Source organism: Mumia sp. zg.B53, from assembly GCF_019550935.1.
Classification (GTDB): Bacteria; Actinomycetota; Actinomycetes; order Propionibacteriales; family Nocardioidaceae; genus Mumia.
This window is the reverse complement of the sequence record NZ_JAHWCK010000001.1, coordinates 2115070-2133085: the sequence shown is the minus strand read 5'-3', so window position 1 is coordinate 2133085 and position 18016 is coordinate 2115070. Positions and strand designations below refer to the sequence as shown.

The following is an 18016-nucleotide window of genomic DNA, read 5'->3' as shown; positions in this document are numbered from 1 at the left end:
GGGTCAGCCGACGTACGTCGGCAGACCGTGCGCCTCGAACTGGCGGCGGACCCGCGCGACCAGCTCGGGTGAGGGCGGCGCGACGTCGGCGAGCGCGTACGGGGTGTCGAGCCGCTCCCACTTCCCGCGGCCCAGCTGGTGGAAGGGGAGGATCTCGACGCGGGTGACGTTGGGCCAGCGCTCGACGATCCGCGCCACGTTCTCGACGTTGTCGACAGCGTCGGTCAGCCCGGGAACGAGCACGAACCGCACCCAGACCTCGGTTCCCCGCGCTGCCAGGCGGTCTCCGAAGTCGATCGTCGGTCGGAGGGTGCGGCCGGTCGCACGCCGGTAGGTCTCCTCGTCCCCGGCCTTGACGTCGAGCAGCACCAGGTCGACGTCGTCGAGCATCTCGTCGGTCGCGGCGGCACCGAGGAAGCCCGAGGTGTCGAGCGCCGTACGCACCCCCAGCTGCTTCACCCCGCGCAGGACACGGGCGACGAACCGCGGCTGCATCAACGGCTCACCGCCCGACAGCGTGAGGCCGCCGCCGGTCGCCTCGAACACCGGCCGGTAGCGCGCGACGCGGGCGACCAGGTCGTCGGCGCGCACCTCCGTGCCGTCACGCATCCTCCAGGTGTCGGGGTTCTGGCAGTAGAGGCAGCGCAACGGGCATCCGGTCAGGAACGTCGTCATCCGGGTCCCAGGCCCGTCGACCGCCGTCACGAGCTCCCAGGAGTGGACCGCCCCCACCTCGCCGGAGCGCATCGCCGCCAGCCGCTCCTCGCGGTCGAGCTCGACCGCGGGGAGGTCGGCGAGAACGGTGGCGGTCATCAGGCGACGGCCCCGTGGAACGTGCGCGACAGCACGTCGAGCTGCTGCTCGCGCGTGAGGCGGACGAAGTTCACTGCGTACCCCGACACCCGGACGGTGAGCTGCGGGTACTTCTCCGGGTGCTCCATCGCGTCCTCGAGGGTCTCGCGGTTCAGGACGTTGACGTTCATGTGGTAGCCGTCGGAGCCGGTGTAGGCGTCGAGGAGGCCGACGAGGTTCGTGACCTGCTCCTCCTTCGTGCGACCGAGTCCCGACGGCACCACGGTGTTCGTCAGCGAGATGCCGTCCTGTGCGTCGTCGTAGGCGAGCTTCGCCACCGACAGCGCGCTGGCGAGCATCCCGTGGGTGTCACGCCCGTTCATCGGGTTGGCGCCCGGCGCGAACGGCTCGCCCCGGCGGCGTCCGTCCGGGGTGTTGCCGGTGGCCTTGCCGTAGACGACGTTGGACGTGATGGTGAGGACCGACTGCGTGTGAAGCGCGTCCCGGTAGGTCGGGTAGGCGCGCAGCTTCTCCATGAACCGCTCGACGAGGTCGCGCGCGATGGCGTCGACACGGTCGTCGTCGTTGCCGAAGGTCGGGAAGTCGCCGGTGGTGTCGAAGTCCACGACGATCCCTCGCTCGTCGAAGACCGGGACCACGCGTGCGTACTTGATCGCCGACAACGAGTCCGCGGCCACCGACAGCCCTGCGATGCCGCACGCCATGGTCCGCAGCACGTCGGTGTCGTGCAGCGCCATCTCGAGCCGCTCGTAGGCGTACTTGTCGTGCATGTAGTGGATGACGTTGAGCGCCTCCACGTACGTCCCGGCGAGCCAGTCCATCTCGGCGTCGAAGCGCTTCATCACGTCGCGGTAGTCCAGCGGTCCCTCGTCGACCGGCGAGGCGGCCGGTCCGACCTGCTTGCCGGTGATCTCGTCGCGGCCGCCGTTGATGGCGTAGAGCAAGGTCTTGGCGAGGTTCACCCGCGCGCCGAAGAACTGCATCTGCTTGCCGACGCGCATCGGGGACACACAGCACGCGATGGCCGCGTCGTCACCCCACCACTCACGGATGTGGTGGTCGGACTCGTACTGGATGGCCGACGTGTCGATCGAGACCTGCGCGGCGAAGCGCTTGAATCCCTCGGGGAGCCGGTCGCTCCACAGCACGGTGAGGTTCGGCTCCGGCGCGGGACCGAGGTTGTAGAGGGTCTGGAGGTAGCGGAACGTCGTCTTGGTGACCAGAGGGCGCCCGTCGTCGCCCATGCCCGCGAGCGACTCCGTCACCCAGGTCGGGTCGCCGCTGAACAGGGCGTCGTACTCGGGCGTCCGAAGGAAGCGGACGATGCGCAGCTTGATGACGAAGTCGTCGATCAGCTCCTGCGCCTGAGACTCGGTCAGGTCGCCACGGGCCAGGTCGCGCTCGAGGTAGATGTCGAGGAAGGTCGCCGTGCGACCGAGCGACATCGCGGCACCGTTCTGCTCCTTCACGGCGCCGAGGTAGGCGAAGTAGGTCCACTGGACGGCCTCACGGGCGTTCGTCGCCGGCTGCGAGATGTCGAACCCGTACGAGGCGGCCATCTGCCCGAGCTCCTGGAGCGCGCGGATCTGCTCGCTGTTCTCCTCGCGGGCGCGGATGATGTCCTCCGACGCAGGCTGGCGGTCGAGGAGGGCCCGGTCGTTGCGCTTGTCGGCGATGAGGGCGTCGACCCCGTACAGCGCCACGCGGCGGTAGTCGCCGATGATGCGGCCTCGTCCGTAGGCGTCCGGGAGGCCGGTGATGACGTGCGACGAACGGGCCGCGCGCACCGAGGGCGGGTAGGCGTCGAAGACACCCTGGTTGTGGGTCTTGCGGTACTCGGTGAAGACCTTCTTGAGCATCGGGTCGACCGGGTAGCCGTACGTCTCGAGGGCGTTCTCGACCATGCGCCACCCACCGTTGGGCATCATCGCCCGCTTGAGCGGAGCATCGGTCTGAAGCCCGACGATGAGCTCGTTCGCCCGGTCGATGTAGCCGGGCGCGTGGGCGGTGATGCCGGCCGGGGTGTGCCAGTCGACGTCGTAGACGCCCTTCTCGCGCTCCTCGGGGAAGAGACTGCTGACCCGGCGCCAGAGCGCGCTGGTCCGTTCGGTCGGGCCGGCGAGGAACCTACTGTCGCCGTCGTACGGCGTGTAGTTGCGCTGGATGAAGTCCCGGACGTCGATGCGGGTCTGCCACGGCCCGTCGACGAAGCCCTCCCAGCCGCGGCCACGGCCGGTCTCGGTGCGCAGTTCGGTCGCGATGGTCATGCCCTTTCCCCTCGTCGCTGGTGGGATGCTCTCGCTATGTCCAACGCCGGACGAATTGTTGTTCGAGTCGCCAAACGGTGTGGTGTTCGCCATATCCGGCACCTCTCGTCGAGATGCGAGGACCAAGGTGCCCACGGTGCAAGGGTCGGTACTATGTGACGCATCACTGATCGAGGAGTGGGTCCATTGCCGACCTGGACGTCCCGCCGGATCGAGCCCGGTCACAGCCTGCGCGAGCAGATCGAGGAGTCGCTGACCGCGGCGATCGTCACCGGCCTCGTGGAGCCGCACGAGCTGCTCACCGTCCCTGTGCTCGCGTCACAGTACGAGGTGTCGGCCACGCCGGTGCGCGAGGCGATGCTCAACCTCGCTCGTCGCGGTTTCGTCGTCCCCGTGCGCAACAAGGGCTTCCGCGTCCGCGAGGTCGGGCGTGACGAGCTCTCCAACCTCGTACGGACCAGGCGCCTGCTGGAGTGCCCCACGATGCTCGACGTCGCCGAGCGGTTCACCGCGGCGGACCGGCCCGCCTTCGACGCGCTCGTCGTCCGCGTCCGCGACGCGGCCGACGCGCGGGACTTCCCGACCTACGTCCGGGCCGACAAGGAGCTTCACCTCGGTCTCCTCGCGCTCCTGGGCAACCCGATCCTCGTCGAGGTCGTCGGCAACCTGCGCGACCAGACACGCACGGTGGGCATCGCCGCCAAGATCACCCGCGAGCAGCTCCGGGCGTCGATCGACGAGCACGAGGCCCTCCTCGACTTCCTGGAGGCCGGCGACGGGGCGGCGGCGAGCGAGCTGATGTCACGCCACATCGGTCACGTCCTCGGCTGGTGGAGCGGTGTGGCGGAGGACACCACGCCGTCGGCGACGTTGTAACGCAACTGTTTTCCCGATTTACTTCCGCGTAATCCGCGTCACGTGATATGTAATATGTCACATATCAAGGCACGGCGATGACCCGCGCCGACGAGGAAGGAACACGCATGAAGAGCACTCGGTCCGCGTCGGTCTGGCGGCGCGCCCGCTATCTGGCCGCCAGCGTCGCTCTCGCGACTGCCGTCGCAGGTTGCGGCGGTGGCGTCGGTGGAAGCGACGACGAGAAGTCCGGCGACACGATCAAGTTCGGCATGCTCGCCCCCTTCTCCGGTACGGAGAGCGCGTTCGGCGACTACATGAAGAACGGCGCCGCCCTCGCCGTCGAGGAGATCAACGCCGACGGCGGCATCGACGGCAAGGACATCGAGCTCGTGACCCAGGACGACGGGTGCGACGCGACGACCGCCGTCGCGGCCGCCAACAAGCTCGTCTCCCAGGGAGTCGTGGCGTCGGTGGGCGGCTACTGCTCGGGCGCGACGCTCCCGACGCTCCCGATCTTCCTGCAGGCCAAGGTGCCGATGGTCATCCCGGCGGCCAACTCCAACGCGCTCGTCGAGGCCGACCAGGAGAACGTCTTCCTCATCAACGGCACCGGCACCCAGCAGGCCGCCGCCGCCGTCGCGTTCGCGAAGAAGGAGGGTGCCTCCAAGATCGCGGTGATCGACGACTCGACCGACTACTCCGTCGACCTCGCCGACTCGTTCGTCGAGCAGGCCAAGTCCGCCGGTCTCGACGTCGTGCTGGACGCGACCATGACGCCGAAGGAGAAGGACTACTCCGCCGAGGCCAACAAGCTCGTGAAGTCCGGCGCCGACTTCGTCTACTGGACGGGCTACTACCAGGAGGGCGGCCTGCTGAACCGCCAGTCCAAGGACGCCGGCTACAAGGGCACGTTCCTCGCCGGTGACGGCTCGGTCGATGCCAGCTTCGCGGAGATCTCCGGCAAGGACTACACCGACAACGTCTACGCGACCTTCACCCAGACGCCCGACATGCTCGAGGGTGCCGAGGACTGGATCGCCGACTACACGAAGAAGTTCGGCGACGAGCCTGGCCCGTACTCGACGCAGTCCTACGACGCGGTCCGGGTGATGGCCGAGGCGATCAAGAACGCCGACTCCACCGAGATGAAGGACATCGACGCCGCGCTGCGCGACCTCGACGGGTTCCCCGCCTTCTCCGGTCCGATCACCTTCACCGAGGAAGGCACCCTCGCCGAGGGCGGCTTCGCGATCGTGACGATCGGCGACGACGGCTCGTTCGTCCTGCACGACGACCTGCAGGGCTGACGTCTGAGAGGGGTCCCGGCTCCTGTGGGGCCGGGACCCCGTATCGCTGGATCACGATCGGAGCCTCATGTCGCAGATCATCATCAACGGCCTGTTCGTCGGGTCGTTCTACGCCCTCATCGCGCTCGGCTACAGCATGGTGTACGGGATCATCAAGCTGCTCAACTTCGCCCACGGCGACGTCTACATGATCGGCGCCTTCGTCGGCTTCGTCCTGCTGACGTCCTTCGGTGGCCTCGCCGCAGCGGCCACCATCCCGACACTCGTCCTGCTCGTGCTGGTCGCGATGATCTTCACCGGACTGCTCGGGGTGACGGTCGAGCGCGTGGCGTACAGACCGTTGAGATCGTCACCACGGTTGGCGGTCCTCATCACCGCGGTGGGCATGTCCTTCACCCTCGAGTACGCGGTCCGCCAGATCTTCGGCCCGTCCCCCAAGGCGTACCCCGTGCGGGTCAGCGGAGGCAGCGTCGAGTTCATCGGCGCTCGCATCTCCACCGCACAGCTGGTGCTGATGGCCCTCGCCGCACTCCTGATGGTCGTGCTCGCGTTCTACGTGAACCGCACGCGGGAGGGCCGCGCGATGCGCGCCATCGCCCTGGACCCCGCGGCCTCGACCCTGATGGGCATCAACGTCAACCGCGTTATCTCGCGGGTCTTCTTCATCGGCTCGGCACTGGCCGGCGCCGCAGGCGTCATGGCCGGCGCCTACTACGGCTCGATCGACTTCCTCATGGGGTTCGTGATCGGCATCAAGGCATTCACGGCCGCGGTGATCGGCGGCATCGGGAACCTGTACGGCGCGATGCTCGGCGGACTGACGCTCGGTCTGCTCGAGTCCTTCGGGACCGCCTGGCTCGGAGGGGAGTGGCGCGACGTGTTCTCGTTCGCCTGTCTGATCATCTTCTTGTCGTTCAAGCCGACCGGCATCCTCGGTGCCCGCGTCGTCGAGCGGATGTGACCCGATGAAGACTCAGGCCTCCATCACCGCGCCCGCCCCGACCCGCGCCCGTCCCGAGCGTTCCCGTGGTTGGCGCAGCGACGACAGCGTGCTGCGGCTGCTCGGCATCGCCGCGTTCGCCTTCGTGCTGCTCCTGCCGTTCATCAACGCGTCGCCGTACACGATCTCGATCATGACCACGGCACTCATCTACGTGATGCTCGCGCTCGGTCTCAACGTCGTGGTCGGCTACGCGGGCCTCCTCGACCTCGGCTACATCGCGTTCTTCGCGGTTGGCGCCTACACCTCCGGCATCCTGACCACCCACTTCGGCTGGTCGATGGTCTTCGCCGTGCCCGGCGTCATCGTCGCCTGCATCATCGCCGGCATCGTCATCGGCGGTCCGACGCTGCGGTTGCGCAGCGACTACCTCGCGATCGTCACGCTCGGCTTCGGCGAGATCATCCGCCTCACGGCCAACAACCTGGAGATCACCGGAGGCCCGTCCGGCATCCACGGGATCCCCTCGTGGCAGCTCTTCGGCTGGGACCTCGCCGACGGCGTCACCATCGGGGGCATCTTCTTCAACGGCAAGGTCGTCTTCTACTACTTCGTCGCCGTCATCGTCGGCCTCGTCGGAGTGGTGGCACTGGGGCGACTCGCCCGCGGCAAGATGGGCCGTGCGTGGAAGGCGGTCCGCGACGACGAGGACGCCGCCGAGGCGATGGGCATCAACACCTACGTCACCAAGATCACCGCCTACATCATCGGTGCGGTCTGGGCGGGACTCGCCGGGCAGTTGATGGGGACGCACCTCACCGCGATCTCCCCCAACAGCTTCTTGTTCCTCTACTCGGCGTTGATCCTCATGGCCGTCGTGCTCGGCGGGATGGGCTCGGTGCCCGGCGTCATCATCGGCGCGCTGTTCGTCTCGCTGGCGCCTGAGTTCCTGCGGGAGTTCGCGGATTGGCGGTTCCTGCTCTTCGGTGTGCTGCTGGTCGTGACCATGATCTTCCGTCCGACGGGCATCTGGCCCGCGACGGCCGTCCTCCCGTGGTCCAAGGACAAGCACGTCGACGAGGACGTCGACGAGGTGGAGCAGGACTCGGCCCCTGAGACGCGCGACGAGGCTGAGCTGAACGAGGGCGAGGACACCGGCGGCGACCTGCTCGCGCGCCGGGAAGGAGAGAACCGATGACCGCGACCACCACGGAGACCGGAGAGGTCCTGCTCGAGGTCACCGACCTGCACCTGGCCTTCGGCGGCGTGAAGGCCGTGGACGGACTGTCGATGTCGGTGCGCTCGGGCGAGATCCTCTCGGTCATCGGTCCGAACGGGGCGGGCAAGACGTCCGCCTTCAACTGCATCTCCGGGTTCTACCGTCCCACCAGCGGATCGATCACGTTCAAGGGCCGCTCGATCGTACGGTCGCTGCCGTCGACGATCACGAAGGCCGGGATGGCACGCACCTTCCAGAACCTGCGGCTGTTCCGGGAGCTGTCGGTCCTCGACAACGTGAAGACCGCGATGCACGCTGCCCTGCGTCAGCGCTGGTACGACGCCATGCTGCACACCCCGCGCTACAAGCGCAGCGAGCGGCAGTGCCTCGAGGAGGCGCGTGGGTGGCTCGACTTCGTCGGCTTCACCGGCGATGAGGACCTCTACGTGACCCAGCTCCCGTACGGCGAGCAGCGTCGGGTGGAGATCGCTCGTGCCCTCGCCACGAAGCCCCGCCTGCTGCTGCTCGACGAGCCGGCCGCCGGCCTGAACCACAACGAGAAGCAGCAGCTGGTCGCCCTCATCCGGCGGATCCGCGACCTGGGGATCGGCATCGTCCTCATCGAGCACGACATGGGGCTGGTGATGGACATCTCCGAGCGCATCATCGTGCTCAACCACGGCAAGGAGATCGCCGACGGGACTCCCGCGGAGATCAAGAGCGACCCGAAGGTGATCGAGGCGTATCTCGGCTCCGAGGACGAGGAGGACGCATGAGCGGGCTGGTCGTCGAGGACGTGGACGTCTACTACGGACGGGTCCACGCGCTGCGTTCGCTGAGCTTCCACGTGGACCAGGGCGAGATCGTCGCGCTGCTCGGCAACAACGGCGCCGGCAAGACCACGACGATGAACCTCATCTCGGGACTGGTCAAGCCGTCGTCGGGGTCGGTGACCTGGGACGGGACCGACCTGCGGTCGGTGCCGGCACACGACCTCGTCCCTCGCGGCGTGGTCCACGTGCCCGAGGGCCGGCGGATCTTCAGCACGATGACGGTGCACGAGAACCTCATGCTCGGCGGCTACCGCGTGCGCGACACCTCGGTGATCGACGAGCGCGTCGAGCGGGTCTACGCCTTGATGCCGCGCCTGCTCGAGCGGCGGCGCCAGCAGGGCGGCACGCTGTCGGGCGGCGAGCAGCAGATGCTGGCGATCGGCCGCGCCCTCGTGGCCGATCCGCGACTGCTCCTGCTCGACGAGCCGTCGATGGGCCTTGCTCCGCTGATCGTCAAGCAGGTCATGGAGATCATCGCCGAGGTCAACGCCCAGGGGACCACCGTGCTCCTGGTGGAACAGAACGCGAAGGCGGCGCTGCGCATCGCCGACCGTGCGTACGTCGTCGAGACAGGGCGTGTGACGTTGTCGGGCGCCGCCGACGAGCTCGCGGGAGACGCGCGCGTCGTCGAGGCGTACCTCGGCTCCTGACCCCGCGACCCGACGTCACGCCAGAACACAGCCAGACCCCAGAGATCGCTCTGTCCCTACCAGTAATATGTGATATATTACTCGCTCCCGAACGAGGAGGCACCATGCGCGCCATCGTGGTCGGCGCCGGCATCGTCGGTGCCGCCTGTGCCCGGAGCCTCGCCCGGGCCGGGGTCGACGTTCTCGTCCTCGAGCGGGGTGCCGCCGTCGGAGGCACGTCGGCGGCCTGCGAGGGCAATCTCCTCGTCTCCGACAAGACACCCGGACCGGAGCTCGACCTCTCGCTGCTGGCGGCCGACCGGTGGGCCACGGTCGCCGCCGAGCTGCACGAGGAGCTCGGGGCTGCCTTCCCCTCGGTCGAGTACGAGCGCAAGGGCGGGCTCGTCGTCTCCACGACCGCCGACGGCGCCGACGCCCTGCGGGCGTTCGCCGCGACGCAGCGCGCGGCAGGTGTCGACGCGCAGGACGTCGACACCGCCGGGGCGCTGGCCCTCGAGCCGTACCTCACCCGCGACGTCACCGCAGGCGTGCTCTATCCGCAGGATGCCCAGGTGCAGCCGGTGACGGCGGCCGAGGCGCTGCTGGCCTCCGCCCGCCACGCGGGGGCGACCGTCCTCACCGAGACCGAGGTCGTCGGGGCCGTCCGCAGCACAGACGGTCGCCTGATCGGTGTCTCGACACCCGCAGGCGACCACGGTGGAGACGTCGTCGTGAACGCGGCCGGCCCGTGGGCAGGCGACGTCGCCCGACGTCTCGGCGTCCACCTGCCGGTCCTCCCCCGGCGCGGGATGGTGCTCGTCACGACACGGATGCCGCACCGCGTGCTCCACAAGGTCTACGACGCCGACTACGTCGGTGCCACCCAGTCCGCGGACGCCGACCTCCAGACCTCGACCGTGGTGGAGTCCACCGCGGCCGGCACCGTCCTCATCGGCTCCTCTCGCCAGCGTGTCGGCTTCGACGACCGCCTCGACGTCGAGGTCGTCCGTGAGATCGCGGCGAAGTCGCTGCGCATCTTCCCGTTCCTCACCAGCGCGTCGGTGCTGCGCACGTACGGCGGCTTCCGCCCGTACATGCCCGACCACCTGCCGCTCGTCGGGGCTGATCCCCGCCTACCCGGGCTCTTCCACGTCACCGGCCACGAAGGCGCCGGCATCGGCCTCTCGGTGCCCTCGGCCGACCTGCTCCACGCGCTGGTGACCGGCTCCGCGGCCCCACTCGACCCGGCGGCGTTCGCGGTCGACCGCCCCACGCTCGCGCCCTACCTCGAGGAGGCATCGTGACCCCGCGTCCTGTCGACCCCGCCCGCGACCCCGCGGAGCCGGCCCTCGCCACGACGGTGACCATCGAGTTCGAGGGGCGCCGGTACGAGGGCGTGCGCGGCCAGACCGTCGCCGGCATCCTGCTCTCCCACGACGTCCTCGACTGGCGTACGACGTCGGTCTCCGGAGCGGGCCGGGGCCTCTTCTGCGGGATCGGCGTCTGCTTCGACTGCGTCGTGAGCGTCGACGGTGTCCGCGACGTCCGCGCGTGCCAGCGACGCGCCCGCGGCGGCGAGCTGGTCGAGCGCCAGCACGACCGGCTGCCCGAGCCCCGAGAGGAGCGATGACGTGGACGTCCTCGTGATCGGCGCCGGGCCTGCCGGCATGGCCGCGGCGCACGCAGCGCGAGCCGCCGGAGCGACCGTCCGCGTGCTCGACGCCTCCGACGGGACCGGCGGCCAGTACTGGCGCCACCTGCCGGCCAGCAGGCCCGCCGCACGCGAGCGCGTGCTCCACCACCAGTGGGACCGTTATCGGCGGCTCCACCAGAGCCTCCAGTCCGACCCCGGCGTCACGGTGAGCCTGGAGGCGCACGTGTGGGCGATCGGCCAGGACGACGCCGGTCTCACGGTGCACGTCTCCCACGGTGACGTCGACGGCACCGGACAGCGCACGGAGACGCTGCGACCCCAGCGGCTGGTCCTCGCCACCGGGGCGCACGACCGTACGCTGCCGGTCCCCGGCTGGACCCTGCCCGGCGTCGTGACCGCCGGCGCGGCCCAGGCCCTCGCCAAGGGCGAGCGCCTCGCGATCGGCGAGCGCGTCGTGGTCGCCGGCTCCGGGCCGTTCCTGCTGCCGGTCACCGCCTCGCTGCTCCAGGCGGGCGCCTCCGTCGTCGGCGTCCACGAGGCCGCGCGTCCTCGACGCCTCGCCCGCGAGTGGCTCGCGCGACCGTGGGAGCTGGTCGGCACGGCCCACAAGGTGAGCGAGCTCGCGGGGTACGCGAGACACCAGGTCCGAGGCCGCGTCCCGTACCGCACCGGCTCGGCGGTCGTCCGCATCCACGGAGAGGGCCGCGTCGAGGGCGTGACCGTCGCCGACGTCGACGACCGCTGGCAGCCCGTGGCCGGAACCGAGAGCGAGGTGTCGTGCGACGCCGTCTGCCTCGGCCACGGCTTCGTCCCGCGCCTCGAGCTCGCGATCGCCGCCGGCTGCGGACTCACCGACCAGCGCTTCGTCGCCGTCGACGCCCACCAGCGCACCACGGTCGCGGGTGTGCTCGCGGCTGGTGAGCTGACGCAGATCGGCGGGGTGGACCTCGCCCTCGCCGAGGGCGAGATCGCCGGCTGGGTGGCCGGGGGCGGCGATCCGTCCGCGGCGCACCTGTCGCGCGCCCGCCGCGCCCGCAGCCGTTCCCGACGGTTCGCCGACCGCATCGAGGCCGCCCACGGCATCGGACCGGGATGGACGCGCTGGCTCGACGACGACACGGTCGTGTGCCGGTGCGAGGAGGTCGGCTACGGCACGCTGACCCGCGTCGCGTCCGACACCTCGTCCGTCGGACTGCGCTCACTCAAACTGACCACCCGAGCCGGTCTCGGCCTCTGCCAGGGGAGGGTCTGCGGCCGCACGGTCGAGACCATCCTCGCCGCGGCGAGCGGACGGGGATCCGTCCCGTTCGCCGACCACACCTCCACCGACCGGCGGCCGATCGCCGTGCCGGTCCGGGTGGGCGACCTCGCCCGACCCGCATCCCCCGACGTTCCGTCCCCCTCCCGAAAGGACCCAGCATGACCAGCACCATCGATCTCGGCGGCGTCGTCGTCGCGACCGCCCTCGCGTTCAAGGAGGACCCGTCGGCGCCCGCCGGGCTCGCGGTCGACTACGACAAGTTCGGCGAGCACGTCGACTTCCTCATGGCGAACGGGTGCCGCGGAGTCGGCCCCAACGGGTCGCTCGGCGAGTACTCCTCGCTGACCGACGAGGAACGCCGCAAGGTCGTCCAGGTCGCGGTCGACGCCGTCGACGGACGGGGCGTCGTCGTCGCCGGCGTACACGGTGTCGGCTGGCACCAGGCGCAGGAGTGGGCGCGTAACGCCCAGGCCGACGGGGCCGACGGCGTGCTCCTGCTCCCGCCGACCCTCTATCGCTCCAACCCCGACGAGGTCGTCGAGCACTTCCGCAAGGTGGCGGAGGTCGGGATGCCGATCATGGCCTACAACAACCCCTTCGACACCAAGGTCGACGTGACCCCCGACCTCGTCGCCCGACTCGCCGAGATCCCCGAGGTCGTCGCGATCAAGGAGTTCTCCGGTGACGTCCGCCGGGTCTACGAGATCAAGGAGAAGTGCGACATCGACGTCATCGCCGGCGCCGACGACGTGCTCTTCGAGCTCATGGTCAACGGTGCCGTCGGCTGGTTCGCCGGCTACCCCAACGCCTTCCCCAAGGAGGCCGTCGCGCTGTACGACCTCTGCGTGGCGGGCAAGTGGCAGGAGGCCCAGCAGCTCTACGCGCAGCTCGTCGCGGTCTTCCGGTGGGACTCCCGTACGGAGTTCGTGCAGGCGATCAAGCTCTCGATGGACATCTGCGGCAACTCGTACGGCGGGCCGACGCGACCGCCCCGCGGCCCGCTCAGCCCCGAGCAGGTCGCTGCGGTGACCGCTGACACCGAGCGCGCGCTCGCCGCGATCGCCGCACGCTGACGTCCGAGCGCCCACGCCACCGATCCATACTCGAGTCAGGAGGTCACCATGCGATCCACACGCATCTTCCATGCCGTCGACTCCCACACCGAAGGCATGCCCACCCGAGTGGTCACCGGCGGCGTGGGCGTGGTCCCGGGTGCGACGATGAACGAGCGCCGGCTCCACTTCATCGAGCACCTCGACCACATCCGTCGGCTGCTCATGAGCGAGCCCCGCGGGCACGCCTCGATGTCCGGGGCGATCCTGCAGCCACCCGCCCGGGACGACTGCGACTTCGGGATCATCTTCATCGAGGCCAGCGGCTGCCTGCCGATGTGCGGGCACGGCACGATCGGCGTCGCCACCGTGCTGGTCGAGACCGGGATGGTCGAGGCGACCGAGCCGGTGACCGAGATCCGGCTCGACACCCCCGCCGGTCTCGTCGTCGCCCGGGTCGCTGTGCAGGACGGGCGAGCCACGTCGGTGACCCTCGCCAACGTGGCGAGCTTCACCGAGCGACTCGACCAGAAGATCGAGGTGCCCGGCCTCGGCACGGTGCCGTACTCGGTGGCGTTCGGCGGCAACTTCTATGCGATGGTCGACCTCGACGACGTCGGCCTGCCGTTCGACCGCGCGCGTCAGAACGACATCGCCGCCGCCGGTCTGGCCATCATGTCGGCGATCAACGAGACCGCACCCCCGCACCACCCCACGATCGAAGGCGTCGACCACGTCCACCACGTGGAGTTCATCGCTCCCGGGTCAGACGCCGTGCGGTCCCGGCACGCGATGGCGATCTATCCCGGGTGGTTCGACCGGTCGCCCTGCGGCACCGGCACCTCCGCGCGGATGGCCGAGCTGTACACGCGGGGTGAGCTGGCGCTGCACACCGACTTCGTCAACGAGTCGTTCATCGGGTCGGAGTTCACCGGGCGGCTCGTCGCCACCACCACCGTCGGTGACCACGAGGCGGTGCTGCCGGAGATCACCGGCCGGGCCTGGATCACCGGCACGGCCCAGTACCTGCTCGACCCCCACGACCCGTTCCCCACCGGATTCGACTTCTGAGGATGGCGATGACCGACCTGTTCACCACGCTGGACGCCGCCGACGCGGCGGCCCCCCTCCTGGCCCGCACGACGCCGCGCGACCGCGCAGCCGCCCTGGTCGCGGTCGCTGATCGCCTCGAGCTCGCGGCCGACGAGATCGTCGCGCTCGGCACCGAGGAGACCGGCCTCACGGAGGGCCGGCTACGAGGAGAGCTGAACCGTACGACGCAGCAACTGCGCCTGTTCGCCGAGGTCGTCGTCGAGGGTGCCTACCTCGACGCCCGGATCGATGCCGCCGACCCCGACTACGCGGTCGGTCCCCGGCCCGACGTGCGCAGGGTCAACGTCCCGGTCGGACCCGTGCTGAACTACGCCGCCTCCAACTTCCCGCTGGCCTTCTCCGTCGCTGGCGGTGACACCGCAGCCGCACTGGCCGCGGGCAACCCGGTCGTGGTCAAGGCCCACGACGGACACCCGCGGCTCAGCGCGCTCGTCGCGACGATCGTGACCGAGGCCCTCCGCGAGGCCGGGATGCCCCACGGGTCGTTCGCCGTGATCTTCGACCGTGAGGACGGGGTCGCGGCCCTCAAGGACGACCGCATCCGCGCGGCGGCGTTCACCGGCTCGACGACGGTCGGTCGGATGCTCGCCGACGTCGCCGCGGCCCGCCCGGTGCCGATCCCCTTCTACGGCGAGCTGGGCAGCGTCAACCCCGTCGTCGTGACCCCGGCTGCGCTCGCCGCCGGCGCCGATGCTCTCGCCGCCGCGTACGTCGGCAGCGTCTCGGGCTCGTGCGGTCAGCTGTGCACCAAGCCCGGTTTCCTCCTCGTCCCCGGTGTGGAGCCGCTGGCCGATGCCCTCGTCACCGCGGCGGCGGAGGTGCCCGAGCACCGCCTGCTGACCGCCGGGATCACCGCCGGCTACCGCGAGCGCCGTGAGGCCGTCCTCGCTGCCGCCGGTGTCTCGGTGCTGGTCGAGGGAGAGGTCCGGGTCGGCGCCGACGGTCTCGGCTGGGCCACGCCCACGCTGGTGTCGATGTCCCTCGCCGACCTCGAGAAGGCCGGAGACACGGTCCTCGACGAGTCGTTCGGACCGTTGTCGGTCGTCGTCGAGTACGGCACCGCGGCGGAGCTCCCCGCTGCTTTCGAGCGCCTCTTCCCGGGCAACCTGACCGCGACGGTGCACCTCGCTCCGACCGAGGACACGGCAGCCCTCGAGCCTCTCCTCGACGCCCTGGCCCGCACGAGCGGACGCGTGCTCTTCGGGGCATGGCCCACCGGTGTCTCCGTGACGGCGGCGATGCAGCACGGTGGCCCGTACCCGGCGACCACGCACGACGCCACGTCGGTGGGGACCGTGGCGATCGGACGGTTCCTCCGCGCGGTGGCCTACCAGGGCGCGCCGCAGTCGGTCCTTCCTCCGCCGCTGCGCGACGACAACCCCTGGGGGGTGCCGCAGCGCCGCAGCCCGGCCGGACTGTCGCGGCAGTGGGGCGAGCTCACCGGGCGGTACTGATGGCGAGCACCCCGACGGCATCGGACACCGCCGAGTGGGAGGGCGTGACGACCGTCGACTACCACACCGGCGGCGAGCCCTTCCGGATCGTCGCCGACCCGCCCGTCGCGCTCCCCGGTGACGGGGTCGCCGACCGGCGGGTCAGGGCGGCGGCCGACCCCGACGTCCAGCACCTGCGTCGGGTGCTCTGCCACGAGCCGCGGGGCCACGCCGACATGTACGGCGGCTTCATCACCCCGCCCGACGACGACGGCGCCCACTTCGGTGTGCTGTTCTGGCACAAGGACGGCTTCTCGACCGCCTGCGGCCACGGCACGATCGCCCTCGGGACGTGGGCGGTGGAGTCGGGCCTCGTCCAGGCACCCGCCGACGGCGTCGTCGACGTCAGGATCGACGTCCCCTCGGGACGGGTGACCGCACGCGTGCACGTGGCGCAGGGCCGCGTCTCCCACACCGACTTCGTCAACGTGCCCAGCCATGCGATCGCCCGAGACGTGGAGGTCGCGACGTCACGGGGTCCGCTGCGCGTCGACGTCGGCTTCGGTGGCGCGATCTACGCGCAGCTCGACGCCCGGACCGCCGCGCTGGCCGTCGTGCCCGAGCAGGTCGACGACCTCATCGCCCTCGGTCGCGAGATCAAGTGGGCCCTGAACGACCACGCCGTGGCCCAGCACCCGACCGACACCCGCCTGAGCGGTGTCTACGGGACGACGATCTACGACGATCTCGGCACCACCGACGACGGCAGGGCGCACCAGCGCAACGTCACCGTCTTCGCCGACGGCGAGGTCGACCGATCCCCCTGCGGCTCCGGCACGTGTGCTCGCGTCGCGGTGCTGGACGCCCACGGCGATCTCCCCGACGGGCGCGACCTCGTGCACGACTCGCTGGTCGGCTCGCGCTTCCTCGCACGTGTGGAGGAGCGGACGGTCGTCGACGGGCACGAGGCCGTGGTGGTGTCGGTGAGCGGCACCGCGCACCGCACCGGCGAGCACCGCTTCGTGGTGGACCCGGCCGACTCCCTGACACCCGGGTTCGTGCTGCGATGACGACGCTGCCGTACCTCGACGCCTCCGCCGTCTCGGCGCTTCGCCCACGCGACGCCGTCGAGGCGCTCCTCACCGCGCTGCGCGACGGCCTGGACCCCACCCAGGGCACCCCGCGGACCTTCGTCCCGCTCACCCACGGCGAGTACATCGTGATGCCCGCCGAGAACGGCGCCGACACCGGCGTCAAGATCGTGACGGTCGCGCCCCGCAACCGCGAGCGAGGGCTGCCGCGGATCCAAGGGATCTACGTGCTCTTCGACGCCCGGACGCTCGCTCCGCGCGCGTTGCTCGACGGGATCGAGCTGACGGCGCTCCGCACCCCGGCGGTCTCTCTCGCCGGTGTCCGCCAGCACCTCCTCGCCGACACCGGCCCGCTGCACGTCGTCGCCTACGGCGTCGGCATCCAGGCCGTACGCCACGTGGCGACCGCCGCCGACGTCGTCGAGGGCGTGCGCACGGTCGCCTCGGTCACCTATGTCGCCCGCGATCCGCGTACGGCCGAGGTCCCCGAGCTCGTCGGCGTCCCCACCCGGGTCGTGGCCGTCGACAGCGCCGCCGCCGCCGAGGCCGTGGGTGCGGCAGGGCTGATCCTGTGCGCCACGTCGGCGCGCGAGCCCGTGTTCGACGGGACCCTCGTCGCCGACGACGCGATCGTCGTGGCCGTCGGGTCGCACGACCCGGACGCACGCGAGGTTGACGAGCACCTGGTCGGCCGGTCGAGGGTCGTGGTCGAGGATCGCCGGACGGCGCTCCGCGAGGCCGGCGACGTCGTGATGGCCGTCGCGGCCGGGACGCTCGACCCCTTGTCCCTCGTCACCCTGGCCGAGGTTGCGGCCGAGCCGGTGCACGCGGCCGGACGGCCGGTGTTCTTCAAGTCCGTCGGCATGGCGTGGGAGGACCTGGTCGTGGCGGCCGCGGCGCTCGACGCGGTGACAGGATTCTCCGCCACGCCTGCGGTCGTCGCGGAGGCCCCGTAGATTGGACCAGGTGCACCCCAGCATCCGGCTCGAGCTGGCGAAGCGCTGGTCGGAGCCTCACCGCGAACACCACGGGGCCGATCACCTGGCAGAGGTGGTCCGCGCCGTGGACCTGCTTGCAGCACTGGGCCTGACGTTCGACGTGGAGACCGTCCGCACCGCCGCGTGGTTCCACGACGCGATCTACGACGTGCATCGCGCCGACAACGTCGAGCGGTCCGCCGCGCTCGCCCAGCGCTGGCTCGCACCGGGCACCGGGGACCGCGTGGCCGAGATCGTGATGGCCACCCGTGACCACGTCGCACCGCCGGGAGACCTCGAGGCAGCCGTCCTGTGCGACGCCGACCTGAGCGTCCTCGGGTCCGATCCCGAGCGCTACGACCGGTACGCCCGCGCGATCCGCGCCGAGAACCTGCACGTCCCCGACTCGGAGTACCGGCGGCTCCGCTCCCGGGTTCTCGCGCGCTACCAGGCGCGGCCCCACTTCTTCGCGACCCGACCCGCCCGTGCCCTCTGGGAGACGTGCGCGAGGTCCAACATCACGCGCGAGCTGAGGTCGCTCGGTCGTCCGGTCGCGGTCTAGGGTTTGC

The 18016-nt window shown here is 70.5% G+C and carries 17 protein-coding genes; 15 read left to right on the top strand and 2 right to left on the bottom strand.

Annotated features, from left to right (window positions below; translation table 11 throughout):
• Positions 1–3: 3 nt before the first annotated feature.
• Positions 4–813, bottom strand: coding sequence for a pyruvate formate-lyase-activating protein (gene pflA / locus KV102_RS10425; RefSeq protein ID WP_220343519.1), 810 nt, complete (start codon positions 811–813; stop codon positions 4–6).
• Positions 813–3080, bottom strand: coding sequence for a formate C-acetyltransferase (pflB, locus tag KV102_RS10420; protein WP_220346125.1), 2268 nt, complete (start codon positions 3078–3080; stop codon positions 813–815). The genes pflA and pflB overlap by 1 nt, the downstream gene beginning before the upstream one ends.
• Before the next feature lie 186 nt (positions 3081–3266).
• Between pflB and KV102_RS10415 the strand changes: the two genes are divergently transcribed.
• From KV102_RS10415 to KV102_RS10345, 15 genes are all read left to right on the top strand, one after another.
• Positions 3267–3956 carry a GntR family transcriptional regulator gene (locus KV102_RS10415; RefSeq protein WP_220343517.1) on the top strand — a complete coding sequence of 230 codons (690 nt, stop codon included), beginning with the start codon at positions 3267–3269 and terminating at the stop codon, positions 3954–3956.
• Positions 3957–4063: 107 nt separating this feature from the next.
• Entirely contained in the window at positions 4064–5245 is a 1182-nt protein-coding gene (locus KV102_RS10410) for a branched-chain amino acid ABC transporter substrate-binding protein (protein WP_220346124.1), read from the top strand.
• A gap of 67 nt (positions 5246–5312) precedes the next feature.
• A complete protein-coding gene (locus KV102_RS10405) occupies positions 5313–6206 on the top strand; it encodes a branched-chain amino acid ABC transporter permease (RefSeq protein ID WP_220343515.1) in 894 nt (297 codons plus the stop codon).
• 4 nt (positions 6207–6210) lie between these two features.
• Complete coding sequence (locus tag KV102_RS10400; protein WP_220346123.1) at positions 6211–7383, top strand: branched-chain amino acid ABC transporter permease; 1173 nt, start codon at positions 6211–6213, stop codon at positions 7381–7383.
• Entirely contained in the window at positions 7380–8180 is an 801-nt protein-coding gene (locus tag KV102_RS10395; protein WP_220343513.1) for an ABC transporter ATP-binding protein, read from the top strand. The genes KV102_RS10400 and KV102_RS10395 overlap by 4 nt, the downstream gene beginning before the upstream one ends.
• Positions 8177–8887 carry an ABC transporter ATP-binding protein gene (locus tag KV102_RS10390; RefSeq protein ID WP_220343512.1) on the top strand — a complete coding sequence of 237 codons (711 nt, stop codon included), beginning with the start codon at positions 8177–8179 and terminating at the stop codon, positions 8885–8887. Before KV102_RS10395 ends, KV102_RS10390 begins: the two co-directional genes overlap by 4 nt.
• Before the next feature lie 104 nt (positions 8888–8991).
• Positions 8992–10170 carry an FAD-binding oxidoreductase gene (locus KV102_RS10385; protein WP_220346122.1) on the top strand — a complete coding sequence of 393 codons (1179 nt, stop codon included), beginning with the start codon at positions 8992–8994 and terminating at the stop codon, positions 10168–10170.
• Positions 10167–10496 (top strand): (2Fe-2S)-binding protein, encoded by a 330-nt coding sequence (locus tag KV102_RS10380; RefSeq protein ID WP_308290296.1) that lies wholly within the window; start codon positions 10167–10169, stop codon positions 10494–10496. Before KV102_RS10385 ends, KV102_RS10380 begins: the two co-directional genes overlap by 4 nt.
• Before the next feature lies 1 nt (position 10497).
• Entirely contained in the window at positions 10498–11943 is a 1446-nt protein-coding gene (locus tag KV102_RS19585; RefSeq protein ID WP_308290295.1) for an FAD/NAD(P)-binding oxidoreductase, read from the top strand.
• The gene (locus tag KV102_RS10370) at positions 11940–12854 is read left to right on the top strand and encodes a dihydrodipicolinate synthase family protein (protein WP_220346121.1); all 915 of its coding nucleotides are present in this window, start codon (positions 11940–11942) and stop codon (positions 12852–12854) included. The genes KV102_RS19585 and KV102_RS10370 overlap by 4 nt, the downstream gene beginning before the upstream one ends.
• A 48-nt stretch (positions 12855–12902) precedes the next feature.
• Positions 12903–13904, top strand: coding sequence for a proline racemase family protein (locus tag KV102_RS10365; RefSeq protein WP_220346120.1), 1002 nt, complete (start codon positions 12903–12905; stop codon positions 13902–13904).
• 8 nt (positions 13905–13912) lie between these two features.
• Entirely contained in the window at positions 13913–15400 is a 1488-nt protein-coding gene (locus KV102_RS10360; protein ID WP_255560601.1) for an aldehyde dehydrogenase (NADP(+)), read from the top strand.
• Positions 15400–16449 (top strand): proline racemase family protein, encoded by a 1050-nt coding sequence (locus KV102_RS10355; protein WP_220346118.1) that lies wholly within the window; start codon positions 15400–15402, stop codon positions 16447–16449. Before KV102_RS10360 ends, KV102_RS10355 begins: the two co-directional genes overlap by 1 nt.
• Positions 16446–17426 (top strand): ornithine cyclodeaminase family protein, encoded by a 981-nt coding sequence (locus KV102_RS10350; RefSeq protein ID WP_220346117.1) that lies wholly within the window; start codon positions 16446–16448, stop codon positions 17424–17426. Before KV102_RS10355 ends, KV102_RS10350 begins: the two co-directional genes overlap by 4 nt.
• A 10-nt stretch (positions 17427–17436) precedes the next feature.
• Positions 17437–18009, top strand: coding sequence for a hypothetical protein (locus tag KV102_RS10345; protein ID WP_220346116.1), 573 nt, complete (start codon positions 17437–17439; stop codon positions 18007–18009).
• Positions 18010–18016: the final 7 nt, after the last annotated feature.

Excerpts from the sequence above, each read along its gene's own strand:
- KV102_RS10350 (WP_220346117.1), top strand. The coding sequence starts at position 16,446 with ATGACGACGCTGCCGTACCTCGACGCCTCCGCCGTCTCGGCGCTTCGC.
- KV102_RS10395 (WP_220343513.1), top strand. The coding sequence starts at position 7,380 with ATGACCGCGACCACCACGGAGACCGGAGAGGTCCTGCTCGAGGTCACC.
- KV102_RS10405 (WP_220343515.1), top strand. The coding sequence starts at position 5,313 with ATGTCGCAGATCATCATCAACGGCCTGTTCGTCGGGTCGTTCTACGCC.
- KV102_RS10355 (WP_220346118.1), top strand. The coding sequence starts at position 15,400 with ATGGCGAGCACCCCGACGGCATCGGACACCGCCGAGTGGGAGGGCGTG.
- KV102_RS10385 (WP_220346122.1), top strand. The coding sequence starts at position 8,992 with ATGCGCGCCATCGTGGTCGGCGCCGGCATCGTCGGTGCCGCCTGTGCC.
- KV102_RS10365 (WP_220346120.1), top strand. The coding sequence starts at position 12,903 with ATGCGATCCACACGCATCTTCCATGCCGTCGACTCCCACACCGAAGGC.
- KV102_RS10410 (WP_220346124.1), top strand. The coding sequence starts at position 4,064 with ATGAAGAGCACTCGGTCCGCGTCGGTCTGGCGGCGCGCCCGCTATCTG.
- KV102_RS10360 (WP_255560601.1), top strand. The coding sequence starts at position 13,913 with ATGACCGACCTGTTCACCACGCTGGACGCCGCCGACGCGGCGGCCCCC.
- pflB (WP_220346125.1), bottom strand. The coding sequence starts at position 3,080 with ATGACCATCGCGACCGAACTGCGCACCGAGACCGGCCGTGGCCGCGGC.
- pflA (WP_220343519.1), bottom strand. The coding sequence starts at position 813 with ATGACCGCCACCGTTCTCGCCGACCTCCCCGCGGTCGAGCTCGACCGC.
- KV102_RS10370 (WP_220346121.1), top strand. The coding sequence starts at position 11,940 with ATGACCAGCACCATCGATCTCGGCGGCGTCGTCGTCGCGACCGCCCTC.
- KV102_RS10400 (WP_220346123.1), top strand. The coding sequence starts at position 6,211 with ATGAAGACTCAGGCCTCCATCACCGCGCCCGCCCCGACCCGCGCCCGT.
- KV102_RS10390 (WP_220343512.1), top strand. The coding sequence starts at position 8,177 with ATGAGCGGGCTGGTCGTCGAGGACGTGGACGTCTACTACGGACGGGTC.